The 15,133-nt window shown below is 44.1% G+C and carries 10 protein-coding genes; 8 read left to right on the plus strand and 2 right to left on the minus strand.

What is annotated here, in order from left to right; all coding sequences use genetic code 11:
* Positions 1-16: 16 nt before the first annotated feature.
* The 8 genes from P3L47_RS14515 (at position 17) to P3L47_RS14550 (ending at position 8,787) form a co-directional block, all read left to right on the plus strand.
* The gene (locus P3L47_RS14515) at positions 17-349 is read left to right on the plus strand and encodes a DNA-directed RNA polymerase subunit omega (RefSeq protein ID WP_122363083.1); all 333 of its coding nucleotides are present in this window, start codon (positions 17-19) and stop codon (positions 347-349) included.
* A 158-nt stretch (positions 350-507) separates the two neighbouring features.
* Positions 508-969, plus strand: a complete 462-nt coding sequence (locus P3L47_RS14520) for a DUF4293 domain-containing protein (protein ID WP_122363082.1) — start codon at positions 508-510, stop codon at positions 967-969.
* A 364-nt stretch (positions 970-1,333) separates the two neighbouring features.
* On the plus strand, positions 1,334-4,621 hold the full coding sequence (locus tag P3L47_RS14525; protein WP_277781260.1) for a SusC/RagA family TonB-linked outer membrane protein: 3,288 nt from the start codon (positions 1,334-1,336) through the stop codon (positions 4,619-4,621).
* A 12-nt stretch (positions 4,622-4,633) separates the two neighbouring features.
* Positions 4,634-6,685 carry a RagB/SusD family nutrient uptake outer membrane protein gene (locus P3L47_RS14530; protein WP_277781261.1) on the plus strand — a complete coding sequence of 684 codons (2,052 nt, stop codon included), beginning with the start codon at positions 4,634-4,636 and terminating at the stop codon, positions 6,683-6,685.
* 120 nt (positions 6,686-6,805) lie between these two features.
* The gene (locus tag P3L47_RS14535; protein ID WP_277781262.1) at positions 6,806-7,207 is read left to right on the plus strand and encodes a hypothetical protein; all 402 of its coding nucleotides are present in this window, start codon (positions 6,806-6,808) and stop codon (positions 7,205-7,207) included.
* A 108-nt stretch (positions 7,208-7,315) separates the two neighbouring features.
* Positions 7,316-7,765: an HU family DNA-binding protein gene (locus P3L47_RS14540; protein ID WP_277781263.1), complete on the plus strand. Its 450-nt coding sequence runs from the start codon at positions 7,316-7,318 to the stop codon at positions 7,763-7,765.
* Between the two features lie 355 nt (positions 7,766-8,120).
* Positions 8,121-8,468, plus strand: a complete 348-nt coding sequence (locus tag P3L47_RS14545; RefSeq protein WP_277781264.1) for a type II toxin-antitoxin system RelE/ParE family toxin — start codon at positions 8,121-8,123, stop codon at positions 8,466-8,468.
* Positions 8,469-8,472: 4 nt separating this feature from the next.
* The gene (locus tag P3L47_RS14550) at positions 8,473-8,787 is read left to right on the plus strand and encodes a helix-turn-helix domain-containing protein (RefSeq protein ID WP_277781265.1); all 315 of its coding nucleotides are present in this window, start codon (positions 8,473-8,475) and stop codon (positions 8,785-8,787) included.
* A 93-nt stretch (positions 8,788-8,880) separates the two neighbouring features.
* Here the strand turns inward: P3L47_RS14550 and P3L47_RS14555 are convergent, their stop codons facing one another.
* Positions 8,881-11,988 carry a glycoside hydrolase family 2 TIM barrel-domain containing protein gene (locus tag P3L47_RS14555; RefSeq protein WP_277781266.1) on the minus strand — a complete coding sequence of 1,036 codons (3,108 nt, stop codon included), beginning with the start codon at positions 11,986-11,988 and terminating at the stop codon, positions 8,881-8,883.
* A gap of 467 nt (positions 11,989-12,455) precedes the next feature.
* Positions 12,456-14,768, minus strand: coding sequence for a beta-N-acetylhexosaminidase (locus P3L47_RS14560; protein WP_277783706.1), 2,313 nt, complete (start codon positions 14,766-14,768; stop codon positions 12,456-12,458).
* Positions 14,769-15,133 lie beyond the last annotated feature (365 nt).

The following is a 15,133-nucleotide window of genomic DNA, read 5'->3' on the forward strand; positions in this document are numbered from 1 at the left end:
TTAACAATAAAGTAAAATGGATTACAGAAAGTCTAACGCTCCTTCGAACACGGTTACCCGTGACATGATGAAATTGTCAGCCGACACGGGAAATGTGTATGAAACAGTAATGATCATCGGCAAACGTGCTAATCAGATTAGCGTTGAAATGAAGCAGGACCTGGAAAAGAAACTTCAGGAGTTTGCCTCTTACAACGATAACCTGGAAGAAGTTTTCGAAAACAGAGAGCAGATCGAAATCTCCCGTTATTATGAAAAACTTCCGAAGCCGACGCTGATCGCTGCACAGGAATATGAAGAAGGTAAGGTTTATTATAAGAACCCTGCTAAAGAAAAGAATAACTTTTAATTAATTGACAATTGACAATGGACAATTGACAATTAAATGAATATAAAGGGCAATTGCTACAAAAGAGGATGAAATCTTTGTCCTGATGTAACAATTGTCCTTTTTCTTTTTTTGTCTTGTTTCCATTGTCAATTGTCAATTGTCAATTGTCAATTGAAATGTTACAAAGAATACAAACCGTTTATTTGCTTATTATCGTGGGCCTGATGGTTGCCACGTTATTTTTACCTCTTGCCATACTGCAGGCGGGAGATCAGTTTTACTCGTTCGATGCGACAGGTGTCAGCACGGTCGCTGCTGAACCGGAGTTGGTTTATCCGATGTGGGGGCTTTTCGCTTTGACGGCTGTTATCTCCATCCTGGCCTTAGTCACTATCTTTTTATTCAAGAAAAGAATCCTGCAGATTCGCCTGTGCGTATTCAATGCTATCCTGATGCTGGGCTTTTATGGCTTGTTCGCTTTCTTTGTTTGGATGCTGGAAGGTGAGCTGACGGACATTGCTCTGAATCTGAAGATAGCCTTGTCTTTCCCGGTGATTGCCTTAATCCTGGATTATCTGGCAATCCGTAATATCGGTGCCGACGAGGCTTTGGTTCGCTCGCTCGACCGATTGAGATAAGCAGAAAATAACTCTCTGGAAGGAGGAAGAATATATGAATGACGCAGTCATGTTATCTGATAACATGGCTGCGTTTTTTATTTGTTAACGCAGTCCGGATTTAACCGGAATAATGTATCAAATGTCCTTTAATGCCTTTTAGGGCTTGTATAATAAGAGATTTATTTAAAAACGAACATTCTTTAGACGATATTGGATATTGAATAAGAGGCATATTACTTCTTTTGCTGTGTGAAATAAATACAAATTTGCCTATGATTAAAAAAAGAGAACACAACTATGAAAGGGTTAACCGCCCTTGAGATCTAATCAGAGTTAATTAAGAATTATCGAGGAAAAAACTTAAAAGAAAATGACATTAAACATGAAGAGAGAGAATTTCCGGGGAATGAAAAACTGGAATGTGGCGTTTGCACTTCTTTTTTTATTTTCTGCCGCTCCATCAAAAGCGGACACAGGAAAAGGTTTGACAACCTCAAATCCTACTATTAAAGAAAGTGCCGGCATGCCGGTTAGCCAACAAAACGAACGCACTATCAAAGGTGTAGTAAAAGATGTTACCGGTGAAACGGTTATCGGAGCCAACGTATCTGTCGTTGGCACAACCATCGGAACTGTAACCGATGTGGATGGTAATTTCTCATTGAAAGTACCTGCAGGAGCTACCTTGAAGATTTCATTTATCGGTTATAAGGATGTAGATGTAAAGATCACCAACCAGCAAACATTGGATATCGTTTTGCAGGACGACTCACAAGCTTTGGATGAAGTCGTTGTGGTTGGTTTCGGTTCACAGAAGAAAGTGAATGTAACCGGTGCCGTAAGTATGGTAAAAGCAGAAGCACTGGCTGATCGTCCTGTTGCCAATGTGAGCCAGGCTTTGCAAGGTGTTGTACCGGGTTTGAACTTCTCAGTGCCTATGGGAGGAGGAGAGTTGGATAACGAAATGAAATTCAATATTCGTGGTTCCGGTTCGATCGGTTCGGGTTCTAATGCTTCACCATTGGTTTTGATTGATGGTATGGAAGGCGATATGAACACCATTAATCCTCAGGACATCGAAAATATTTCAATTTTGAAAGATGCCGCTGCTTCTTCTATTTACGGTTCACGTGCTCCTTTTGGGGTAATTTTGATTACAACTAAGTCTGGTAAAAGTGGAAGAGTAACAATTAATTACAATAATAATATTCGTTTCTCTGATCCGTTGAAAGTTCCGGAAATGATGAACTCTTACGATTTTGCGCGTTACTTCAATGCTGCAGCAGCCAATGGTGGACAACAAGCAGTGTTCAATCAGGAATCTTTGGATCGTATTGTGGCTTATCAGAAAGGTGAAATTACTGCAGGTACGGTTGCAAATAACGGAAATTGGCAGGAATATGGCGGAGCAAATGCGAATACAGACTGGTTTGGGGAGCATTATCGCCATTGGTCTCCATCTCACGAGCACAATATCAGCGTAAGCGGAGGTAACGAAAAGGTTAATTATATGGTATCCGGTAACTTTATGGATCAACGCGGTATGTTGAAACATTCAGATGATAGCTACAAGCGTTTCTCCTTAAATGCTAAGTTAGGTGCTGAGATCACAAAGTATATCCGTATGAATTATACTTCCCGTTGGGTACGCAATGACTATGATAAATCATACTATCAGACAGGTTTATTCTTTCACAACCTTGCACGTCGCTGGCCGACTATTCCGGTAACAGATCCGAATGGTCATTATATGCCAGGTAGCGAAATTATACAGTTGGAAGATGGCGGACGTGATAATAAGTCAACCGATTATCTGACTCAGCAGATGCAGTTAGTAATCGAACCGATCAAGAATTGGAAAATCACTGCGGAAGGAAACTTCCGTACGGAAAATATGAATCGTGAATATGGTGTCTTACCGGTTTATAATTATAATGAAAAAAATGAACCTCAACTGATGAAGTTTGATGAAAGTCATGGTCCTGGTATTACTGAATTCAATAAATCGACGAATAAGCGTAATTACTTTACGATGAACTTCTTTACCGATTACTTCTATCAAACAGAAAACGGACATTATTTTAAAGGCATGGTCGGTTTCAATGCTGAATTGAATAAATTCAATAGTATGTGGGGATCACGTCAAGGCTTGATTTCTCCTACAGTACCGTATCTGACTACAGCTACAACTAATATGAAAAATGGCGGAGAAAAGAATGAATGGTCTACTGCCGGTTTCTTTGGGCGTTTGAACTACAACTATAAAGAGCGGTATATGGCCGAAGTCAATATGCGTTATGATGGGACATCACGTTTCCTTGACGACCAGCGCTGGGGATTCTTTCCTTCGTTCTCTGTCGGTTGGAATATCGCACGTGAAGATTTCTGGGGAAATTGGTCCGATTATGTAAACGAATTCAAGCTTCGCGGATCTTGGGGTGAATTGGGAAACCAGAATACAACCGATATTTATCCTTTCTTCCCGTCAATGGATATAGGTGCAGGTAATGGTGACTGGTTGGTTAACGGAGCACAACCGACCACTGCTAAGATGCCGGGATTGGTTAGTAGCTTAATGACTTGGGAAACTGTTCGTTCATGGAATATAGGTTTGGACTTCGGTGCTTTGAATAACCGTTTGACTGGATCGTTCGATTATTTTAAACGTCAGACACTCGATATGGTTGGACCTGCTCCTGAGCTTCCTGTTACATTAGGTGCAGATGTTCCGAAGATTAATAATGCTGATATGGAATCTTATGGTTTCGACTTGGAACTTTCCTGGCGTGATCGTATCGGTAAGGTTAGTTACGGTGTAAAGGCAATTATGTCGGATGCTCGTCAAAAAATCACACGTTATCCGAATGAAACAATGAAGTATAGTACTTGGTATGCAGGTAAAATGGATGGTGAAATCTGGGGATTTAAGACTATCGGTATCGCAAAAACTCAGGAAGAAATGGATGCTCATCTAGCTAAAGTAGATCAAAGTGCATTGGGTAAGAATTGGGGTGCAGGTGATATTATGTATGCCGATATTAACGGAGATGGAAAGGTTGACGAAGGTGCCGGTCAGGTTGGTGACTCTGGTGATAAGAAAGTCATCGGTAATAATACGCCGAGATACAACTATGGTATTACCTTGGATGCATCCTGGAATGGTTTTGATATCAGTGCTTTCTTCCAGGGAGTTGGTAAACGCGACGTAGAAGTCGGCGGACCTTATTTCTGGGGTGCAGTAGGAGGTATGTGGCAATCTGCCGGTTTTGTAGATCACCTGGATTATTTCCGTCCGGAAGGTGATGAAATGGGAGCTAACCTGGATGCTTATTATCCTCGCCCATTGTTTGGTAACGATGCAACCCGTAACCAGAAGACTCAAACAGGTTATTTGCAGAATGGAGCTTATATCCGTATGAAGAATATCCAATTGGGTTATACCTTCCCGAAACAATGGATAAGTAAGATCGGACTTCAATCTTTCCGTGTATATATTTCAGGAGATAACTTGTTTACAATCACGAAAATGGCGAAGATGTTTGATCCGGAAACCGTATCAGGTAGAACCTGGTGGGACACAAACAATACAGAACCGGATAACTTAGATAATAATGGTAAAGTATATCCATTATCTAAAGTAATTTCTTTTGGTATTAACGTTAATTTCTAATAGCTCAAACAGATGAAACAAAATATAAAAAATCTTATTGCACTATCGTGCATGTTGACGGGTTCATTGATGCTGGGGAGTTGTAATGATTTTCTGGATAAGGAACCGTTGGATAAGGTAACGGCAACTTCCTACTTTAATTCGGATGCGGACCTGGCTTCTTTCACGATTAAACAGTATGATCTGTTTCCAATTGGAAAAGATCAGTGGAATATGGGACCGGCTGCTTTAGGTGACAATAATACGGATAATCAGGCAAACGCTGCCAGTGAAACTAAATATTGGGAACCGGGTCAGTGGCGTGTCAGAGAAAATGAAGAAAAATCAGATCTGGATAAACAGGAATGGCGTTTTACCCGCATCCGTGCATTCAACTTCTTTTTTGAGGAAGTAGAGGCTAAACTGGCAGCCGGTACTATTGCTGGAACAGAAACAAATATCAACCATTATATCGGTGAAGCTCATTTTCTTCGTGCCTACGAATATTTCACATTGTTGAAACGTTTCGGTGATTTCCCTATTATAGAAGGTGTCTTGAAGGATGAAAAAGAGGAACTGGTTGCAGCCAGCCAGCGTAAACCTCGTAATGTGGTGGCCCGTTATATTCTTTCCGAGTTAGATAAAGCGATTGAATTACTGTCGGATAATCCTTCAGGAGGAAAAAATCGTATCACTCGTGATGCCGCTTTGTTATTTAAGTCACGTGTCGCTTTGTATGAAGCTACATTTGAAACTTATCACCGCGGAACACCTCGTGTACCGGGTGAACCAGGATGGCCAGGTGCTAATATGCCTTATAATTCTGGCTTTTCTATTGATTTAAATCAGGAGATTGCTTTCTTTACCGATCAGGCTATGGCTGCAGCTAAGGCTGTGGCAGACAATCATCCGCTGACAGTTAATTCAGGAAATACCGATCCGGGAACAGGACAAACTGCGGGGTGGAACCCCTATTTCGAGATGTTTGGTGATAAGGATATGAGCAAGTACGACGAAGTAATCATGTGGCGTGATTATGATGCTTCGCTAAATGTAGCCAATGCCGTGTCTGTATATTGTTATAATGGAAGTAATACCGGTTTGACACGCGGTTATGTCGGGACATTCCTAATGAAGAATGGTCTTCCTGTTTACGCCAGCGGTTCAGGTTATACCGGCGAAGATGAAACCTTAGATAAGGTGAAGCTTAATCGTGATGAACGTTTGCAATTATTTATGGTATCTGAACATTCCCGTAGAAGTGTTTTTGTTCCGACTGATTCCGCTTCTGCATTCTTTGGTGCACCGAATATTGTAGACCTTGAGGAAGTTCGTAAAGTGACAGGTTTTCATATTCGTAAAGGTTTAAACTATGTTTACGATCCGGGTACACTAGGTGGACAGATGTCGCAGGATGGTGGTCAGGTAATATTCCGTGCTGTTGAAGCTTACCTGAACTATATCGAAGCATCCTGTTTGAAAAACAATGGTGCATCGATTGATGGAACAGCAGCTCAGTACTGGAAAAGTATTCGTAAAAGAGCAGGTATAGATGAAGATTATATGAAAACTGTTTCGGCTACCGATTTTTCAAAAGAAGATGATTGGGCTGTTTATTCCGGAGGTACTCAGGTTACTCCTTTGATGTATAACATTCGTCGTGAACGTCGTTCTGAATTTGTTGCAGAAGGTTTCCGTATGGATGACCTGAAACGTTGGAGAGCCCTTGACCAGGTAAAGAATTATATTATAGAAGGATGTAATTTCTGGGATGAGATGTACAAGGATAAGTTATTCTTTGATGAAGAAAAAGGTGAAAGTAAACTAATCCCTGCCGGAACTCCAGGCAAGACACCGAATGTCTCAAGTAGAGAAAAGAGTGGTAAATATCTCCGTCCGTATCAGGTGATTGAAAAGAATAATGGTTTGTATAATGGTTATAACTGGATGAAAGCTAACTATTTGGATCCGATTTGTATTAATCATTTCCGTATTTCGGCTACAGATGTGAAAGATATATCGACTTCGCCGATCTATCAAAATCCGTACTGGCCTACGGAACCGAACCAGTCACAGTTAGAATAATGGCATAGGTATTAGCATACATAATTGATGTGGGAAGGTATCCTCCTCTGTGAAGAGGAGGTACCTTTTATATTTCTTATTGTTGAACTAAATTATTGTTTCACTTTAAATATTTATATTATGAAAAAGAAAAGATTTATCTCATTGTTGTTGTTACTTTTTGTTTGTACAGTAAGTTTTGCAACCAATCAGTCAGATGTAAATAGTAAACAAGGAAAAGCCGGAATTAAGGTAACTATTACCCAAATGGACTCTTGGGGACATGAATTAGGAACAGGCTTAGGTCCTTTTTTTACTGCAGATTGCCGATATGGTGATACTTTTATAAGTTTTCCTTACGAAGGATTTACTTATTTCTCAGAACCGGGTACATTAATTTTGCATGTGAGTGATTATGAGAATATGTATTTATCACGTACTATAACAGTAAATGGTAAGATTATTGGTTTTGGTCGGGGTACGTATACTATTGATATTAATTCAGAGACGGTTGTTGAAATTATTTATGAGAAGAACTTTTAATTTTTGTTTGTACCTACATTCTTTCGGCATTGATTCAAATGCTGTGATAGAATGGCTTCTCTTTTCGAAATACAATGTATTTTAAGTTTAACTTTAAAACTATTTATCATGGCTATATTAATCAAAGCAATCCAGCGTGCTAATCCGCGGGATAAGAACGCTCCGAAGAAATGGTATGCCGTTCAGAACTCTACCGGGTTGGTTTCGGAAACGAAGGTGGCTGAACTTATTGCCGATGAGACGACTCTGAATCCGTCGGAAGCGTTGATGTCTATCCGCCAGCTTCGGAAAATAATCCAACGTTTGATGGCAGACGGACATAGTGTGAAACTCGGTGATTGGGGTACATTTTATCCTTCCCTTAATAGTAGCGGAAAGGGGAAGAAAGAAGATTTGAAGGCTACGGATATTAATTGTGTAAATATTAATTTTCAGCCCGGAGAAGAGTTAAAAGCTGCTATGCAGAAAGTGGAATTTGTATGGATTGACAAACTGGTTGAAGGTAAAACGAATACTGGTGGCGGTTCAGGCGAAGACGACCGTCCGGTTATTGAATGATTTTTATTTTCTGAATGACAAAAGATCCCTTTCCGGATATCCGGAGGGGATTTTTTATGCCTTATATTTAAGAAGAAGAAGTCAACTCCGACACTTGAAGAAACAATTTCCGAAACTTAAAGAAGTAAGTTCCGACACTTGAAGAAGTTTGCATCGGAACATGAAGAAGTGTCTTTCGATACTTGAAGAAGTCAGCTTCGCGAGATGAAGAAGTTTGCTCTTCGAGATGAAGAGGTTAGCGTCGTGAGATGAAGAAGTCAATAATCCGGATATTTAAGAAGAAACAGTAGTTTTTATGATGATTGTTTCCATATAGCGAAACAATGTTTTATCTTTGCGAAGTAAATAGAAGGTTATGGAAGCAAAAGAAAAATTTAAAGTAATATTATCTAAAGAAGCGGACGACTTTCTAAGTAAGCTAGATTTGAAAATAAAAGATAAGGTAATCTATAATATTCGAAAATCAACTTATATTATAGATTCCGAACTGTTTAAGAAATTAGATGATACGGAGATATGGGAATTTAGAACACACTATAACAAAATTCAATATCGCTTGTTAGCATTTTGGGATAAGACCAGTGATGTAGATACTTTAGTGATAGCTACACATGGTTTCATAAAGAAAACTCAAAAGACTCCTCAGAAAGAAATAATAAGAGCAGAAGAAATAAGGAAAATATATTTTAACTCTAAAAAATAAAGATATGGAAGAAATGAAATTTTATACTCTTGATGAGATAGAGGATAAACATATAGGGGTAAAAGGAACTCCCAAGCGAGATAAGTATGAAGATGAATTACATTCATTTCTTATAGGTGAAGCGATTAAGCAAGCCCGACAATCAAAGAATCTTACGCAAGATGAATTGGGAAAGTTAATAGGCGTACAGAGAGCACAAATTTCCCGAATAGAGAACGGTAAAAATCTGACATTTTCTACTATAGCCAAGGTCTTTAAGGCAATGGGGATAAGTGTCAGATTAGAAATTGGTAACTTAGGTAAAGTTGCTTTGTGGTAATAAATTGTTTATGAATTAAATAAAATGAGGGTATCTTTCACTGTCTGTGTGAAGTGTACCCTCATTTTTTGTGCTTTGTAAGTTTTATATCCCTTATTTCATTGGGCGAATAACAAACTCGAACGTTGTCTCTTCTACTGGAACCAGATATTGCGGCAATACACCCGGTCCGCAGGTAGCTGTACCGACACCGGCCTGTACGGCATCCAGATGGACGGTTACGGTACCGCTTCTTTTCAGTTGGTTGATATGGGTGGAAGCGTCAATGTTACTGTCGGTGAAAGGAACGATACTGAACTGCCAGGGGCGTGATGCCGTGACGTACAGTCCGTTGCCTGCCTCGTTGCTGATCTCCGCCCAACGCATGTCCGTGCGGTTGCCGGTCGACTGCGGCTTGACGTACTGGTGGAACATCCGCTCGGCATCCGTATGATCGATGGCGATGCGTCCACTTTGGATACGGTCAACGTAGGTTTCACCGGTACGTCCCAGATAGGATACCTGTGCGTATTCGGAAGGCATCTCGAAAGTCAGTCCGATACGTGCCAGCGACTTGACGATGGCGGTATCAGGGGTAAGGGTCGTTGCTACCTTTACCATGCCGTCGGGGGTGATATGGTAGTGCTGCGTGGCTGTCCCTACTGTCTCGCCTTTGTCACTTAGTAGTGCCAGCGTTGTCTGCACACTGTTCTTTCCTGTGCGGAAAGAGGTTGCCTGCTGGGTGAGCTTATCCAGTCCGGCGGCTTTCCACAGACGTGCACCGTTACGGTCGCGGTTGTCGTTGTCGGTGATCGGACGGTAGAGGCTGATCGTCATCGGGGTTGAAAGCAGTTCTTTTCCGTCGAGCTTGTAAGAGGTCATCGCACCTGTTTCCGGTGAGAAGGAGATATTTACACGATTGTTGCTGAATGTGTTGCCGTTCTGTTTCAGGGCGGAAGCCTGGAATGACGGGTAGTTCGGCCGGTAGTTTTTGTTGGCTGTCAGGACGAACTGGTCGTAAGCTACTTCGTGTGTCAACGGGATGAACGGATGTGCCTGTTTGGGTGTCCAGCTCAGGTTGAGGAATACCTCTTTGCAGTTTTTCGGCAGGGAGGTTTTTCCCAGTGTGAGCGTGGTCGTTTCATGCGGGAGACAGTCGACGGTTTCCGTTCCCTGGCGTATGATCTGGCCGTTGTCGGTTATCAGTTGCCAGTGGAGGGTATATTCGTTCAGGTTGCTGAAGTCGTACCAGTTTTTGACGGAAAGGGTCAGGTTACGTTCGTCCGTCAGTTTTGTTTTGATATACTGGTAGACTTTTTTCACTTCGTTCAGATGCGGATGCGGTTCGCGGTCGGCATTTACCAGGCCGTTCGTACAGAAGTTGTCGAAGCTGGGGATACCTTTAGGGCCGTAATCGCCACCGTACGACCAGTACCAGTTGCCGTCCTTGTCGATTTCGCGGAACGACTGGTCCACCCAATCCCATACACAGCCGCCTTGTGCCATCGGTTCGTTTTCGAATACGTCCCAGTATTCTTTCAGGCCGCCTACGCTGTTACCCATCGCGTGCACGTATTCGCAGAGGATGAAAGGGCGGTAGATTTTCGGCTCTTTCTGGTTCAGATATTCCTTGATAACGTCTACGCTGCGGTACATGCGGCAGTAGATGTCGGTGTTGTAGTTCTGTTCGGCACGTTCGTACTGGACGGGACGTGTCTTTTCGACCGATTTCAACCAGTCGTATGTACGTTCGAAGTTGATACCGTTGCCGGCTTCGTTACCGAGCGACCAGATCACGATGCAGGGGTGGTTCTTGGAACGTTCGTACATGCGTTGCGTACGATCCATGTGTGCCGGCAGCCAGGTGCTGTCTTTTGCCAGCGACTCGGGACCGTATCCCATGCCGTGCGATTCGATATTGGCTTCGTCGATCATATACAAGCCGTATTCGTCGCAGAGGTCGTACCACAGCGGATCGGTGGGGTAGTGGGAGTTGCGGACGGTGTTGATATTATGCTGTTTCATCAGGCTGATATCTTTCAGCATCAGTTCGCGGCTCACAGTGCGACCTAGTTGTGAATGTTCGTGGCGGTTGGTTCCTTTGACCAATGTCGGTACGCCGTTTACGCAGAACCGGCCGTTTTTGATCTCGGAGGTACGGAAACCTACGCGGCATCCGGTCAGTTCCGTTTCTTTTCCACCGGCATCTTTCAGCGAGAGGACAAGGGTGTAGAGGTTGGGATGTTCCGCGCTCCAGGGGTTGACTCCGGGAAGGGTCGCTTCTTTGAAAGCGATGCGGTTATTTTCTCCGGCAGGGATGTCGGCTTCTTCTTTCAGGACGGTTTTGCCATCGGTATCTTTCAGTCGATAAGTGATGCGGGAGCCGGGATTGGCTTTGCCTGCAATCTGAACGTCGAGGTTGAAGATACCGTTTTTATAGGTGTCCTTGTCGAGGGTGGAGATTACTTTGTAATCGGCAATATATTGCTTAGGCGTGCTGTATAGGTAGACGCTGCGTTCGATACCGCTCAATCGCCACATGTCCTGGCATTCCAGATACGAGCCGGAACTCCAGCGGTACACTTCCAATGCGACGGTGTTTTCACCCGGTTGCAGCAGGTCGGTGATATCCCATTCGGCGGGTGTTTTCGAACCTTGGTTGTAGCCTATCTTTTCTCCATTGACCCATATATAATAGAAGGAGATAACGCCTTCGCAACAGAGAACGACGCGACGGCCGTCCCATGTCTTCGGAATGGTGAAGGTGCGACGGTAAGAGCCGACTTCGTTCTCGGCATAAGGGACGAGAGGCGGATTTTTCTTGAAGTTGAACATCGGATCGTCGAACTCGTAGGTCTCATTCACATAGATAGCCGTTCCGTAGCCTTGGCGTTCCCAGTTGCCGGGGACGTTGATGTCGGCCCAGCTGCCGGTGTAGAATGAGGGTTTGTAGAAATCCTTCGGACGGTTGTCGGGGTTCTTTGTCCAGTGGAATTTCCATTTCCCGTTCAGGGTCTGATACCAGGGGGACGACTCGTGATCGCGTTCGGAGAGGGCTTTTTCGTTCTCGAAAGGCCAGACGTAGGCGTGAGGGGCCAGTTTGTTCTGACCGATTGCGTACTGGCTTTGCCATTCAGGCAGGTTGTTGTCTGTTGCGCCTGAAACTGCCTGGGTGAATCCCAGGCAGCACAGAGCAAAAATAGATAACAGAGTTTTCTTCATTGTATTTAGTGTTGTTACTTTTCTCTTGATAGAAAAGTAACCAAAAGATCAAGGCTGCACCTGCCTCGCTACTCCGCATCCTGCGTTCGCTGTCGCCTCCGAACTCGCTTCGCTCAAACAGCGGATGCTCCGGGCGCTCTCTCCGGCTGCTGCGCTTTACGCTCGCCAGCTGAGGCCTTTCATAGAACGCGAAGCGTTCTCTTGTGATGGCCGATACTGCTTGTTAAAACAGAAAGCACCTGTTATAATATATAAGTGTCGGTATCGGCGATCCTAAGAGGAAGCAGAGCTTCCTGGGAAAGGCCTCAGCGGGTGAGCGTCCGCGAAGGGGAAAGACGAAGCGGTTAAAAAAATCCGTTGTTTGAGCGAAGCGAGTTTCGGATTTTTCAGCGTAGTCTTTCACCGTAGCAGCGAAGCCGGTGCAGCCTTGATCTTTTGGCTACTTTTCCATCAAGGGAAAAGTAGTATTATTTAATAATTACTTCATCTATATAAACCCAGCTACCCTGTCCCGGTCGCGTATGATCTTCGGGGCATTTTCCGGGGTTCTTCAAGTCGACCCTGAGGTAACGGCCGGAAGCCTTCAGGTTGTCGAAGAGCTGGTCTTCGATGCGGATACCTTCACGGAAGATCTGTTCCGGGGTGAAGCTGCGTTCGGCTATCCGGGTGAACGTTTGGTTGTTGTCTGAGACGGAGAGGATGATCTGTTTGGGTAGATGGGCTCCCATACCGTAGTTCGTCATACAACCGATCGTCACTTTGTCGAACGAGTCTGTTTTTCCCAGGTCGATCGTGAAGGAGGCATCTTTGCCGTACCATCCGCTCCATTCGAAGTCGGACTGTTTGTCGCTACCTCTCAGGCCGTTTGTCAGACGGTAGCTCTGTTCGTTGCCGTTCGTTACGGGACGGGCTGTAGCCTTGTTCCAGTGGAGCGGGAGAGTGAGTGTTTTCCCTTTCTGCTCACCGTTCATAAAGGTGGCAGCCTTGATAGTCAGGTCGCCAGTCACAATCAATGAATCCTGGTAGAGCGTGGAGGCGGCCTGCGGTTCGCTTCCGTCTGTGGTATAGCGAACTTCCATATCCGGACGGATGCAGGTGAGGGCAACTTTCAAGGTGTCGTTACTGCCGGTCACCAAATGGTCGAGGTTAAACATCGAGCGGGCATAGTTTACACCCAGGTAGTCGTAATGTTGTGTCAATATATCCAACCGTTTCAGGAATCCGGGCCAGTCTTTCCGGTCTTTTCCCGACCAGGCGATTTCGCCAACGGCAGCCAGGCGGGGGAAGAGCAGGTATTCGACATCATCAGCCGAGGAACAAAATTCGGTCCACATACAACCCTGTACGCCGATCAGTTTTTTAGCCACTTCCGGGTCCCACTCAGGTTGTACCGGTTCGTATTTGTAGACATTTTCCAGGGTGTTGTTACCGAAATAGGTACGCGGTTCGAACCATTGCGGTCCCTGGTAGCGGATCAGGTACAAGACGCGGGCCGGTGTCATGATAAAACGGTGTCCCATCTGTCCGGCTTTGTAACCGGCTGTGCCGAGTCCCTGCCAGCCCAGTATGATCGCGTCGTCGGGTATTTTGCTGTTGGTCAGTTCGTCCCATCCGATCACTTCACGGCCTTTACTTTTCACGTAACCCGCCACGCGTCCCATGAAGTAACCCTGCAACTCTTCGATGTCGGTAAAACCCTCCGCTTTCATACGGGCCTGGCAAAGCGGACATATTTTCCAGTATCTTTTGGATGCTTCGTCGCCGCCCAGGTTGATATAACGGGAGGGAAAGAGAGCCATCACTTCGTCGAGCACATCCTGCAGGAAGGAGAAAACCTTGTCGTTGCCGGCACAGTAGACGATTTCGGCACCGTGTCCGCCCATTCCGGGGATTACACGGATCGGGTCTTTCACTACCGGGCATGCCAGTTCAGGGAAAGCAGCCAGGGCGGAATTGGTATGTGCGGGCATTTCTATTTCGGGGATGATCTCTACCTGTCGTGTGCCGGCATAGGCAATGATCTCTTTCATATCTTCCTGTGTGTAGAAGCCGCCGACGGGTGTAGGTTCGCCGGCTTTTGCGTTTTTGCGTTGGGAGAAATCCTTTTCACGTTCTACGCGCCAGGCTCCCACTTCGGTGAGGCGGGGATATTTCTTTATCTCCAGACGCCATCCGTTGTCGTCCACCAGATGCAGATGAAGCTTGTTCAACTTCAACATCGACATATAATCGATGATTTTAATCACATTCTCTTTCGGGATAAAACAGCGGGACACATCCAATAACAGGCCGCGGTAAGGAAAGCGGGGACCGTCCTGCAGGCTTACTGCCGGTATGTTCCATTGAATGCCTTCTGCCGGCGTTTTGTTTTCTATTGCCGGAGGAAGAAGCTGGCGGATCGATTGCACGGCGTAAAAAAAGCCGCGGTTGTCAGCTGCTTCTATGGATATATGTGAAGGCGTTATTTCCAGTTTATAGTTTTCCTCTGCGAGTGCCGTATTAGTAGAAAAGGTAATAGTGGCGGTTTGGGATGAATTGGCATTAATTATCGGGTTGAATCCGGCAGAGGTCGTAAATAAATCAGCTAATAATCGGGCTACAGGTTCCTGTTCCTGATTCTCGATTTGGATCGTTGTCGATTCATTAAACGTAAAATATCCTTTCGCAGGAATTTGTTGTTCGGGCTGGGGAATGATGTTTATCCCGACAGGAGCAGGGTTTGTACACCCTGTAACCAACCAAACGAGAAAGGTGATAAGGAGGAGTTTGTCTTTTGTCATTTGACTTATTTGTTGTGTTATCATATTTCATTCTTGTTATAAGATTAACCAGGAACAAATTTAAAAGTATCCGATTAGTTCGATGTCCGGTTTTGTACAAAAAAGTTCAATAATTGTCCAGAAAGGGGAAGAATCGTTGATTTTTGAGCGTTACAAGAATGGTGTGAGTTCCGTAAGAACTTATGTCTTTTGGATTTCAAGCAAAGATAAAAAAAGATTTACTACAGGAAGATATCTTTCTTAAACTTTATGAAACAGATAGTTATTACCTCCTTTTAATTGACTATATAAAGTTCATAATTACAAGTTTAGCATGAAAAGTATAAAATAATGGTAGAAATACCCTACACCGATGTAATAAGACT

Source organism: Parabacteroides chongii, assembly GCF_029581355.1.
GTDB lineage: Bacteria > Bacteroidota > Bacteroidia > Bacteroidales > Tannerellaceae > Parabacteroides > Parabacteroides chongii.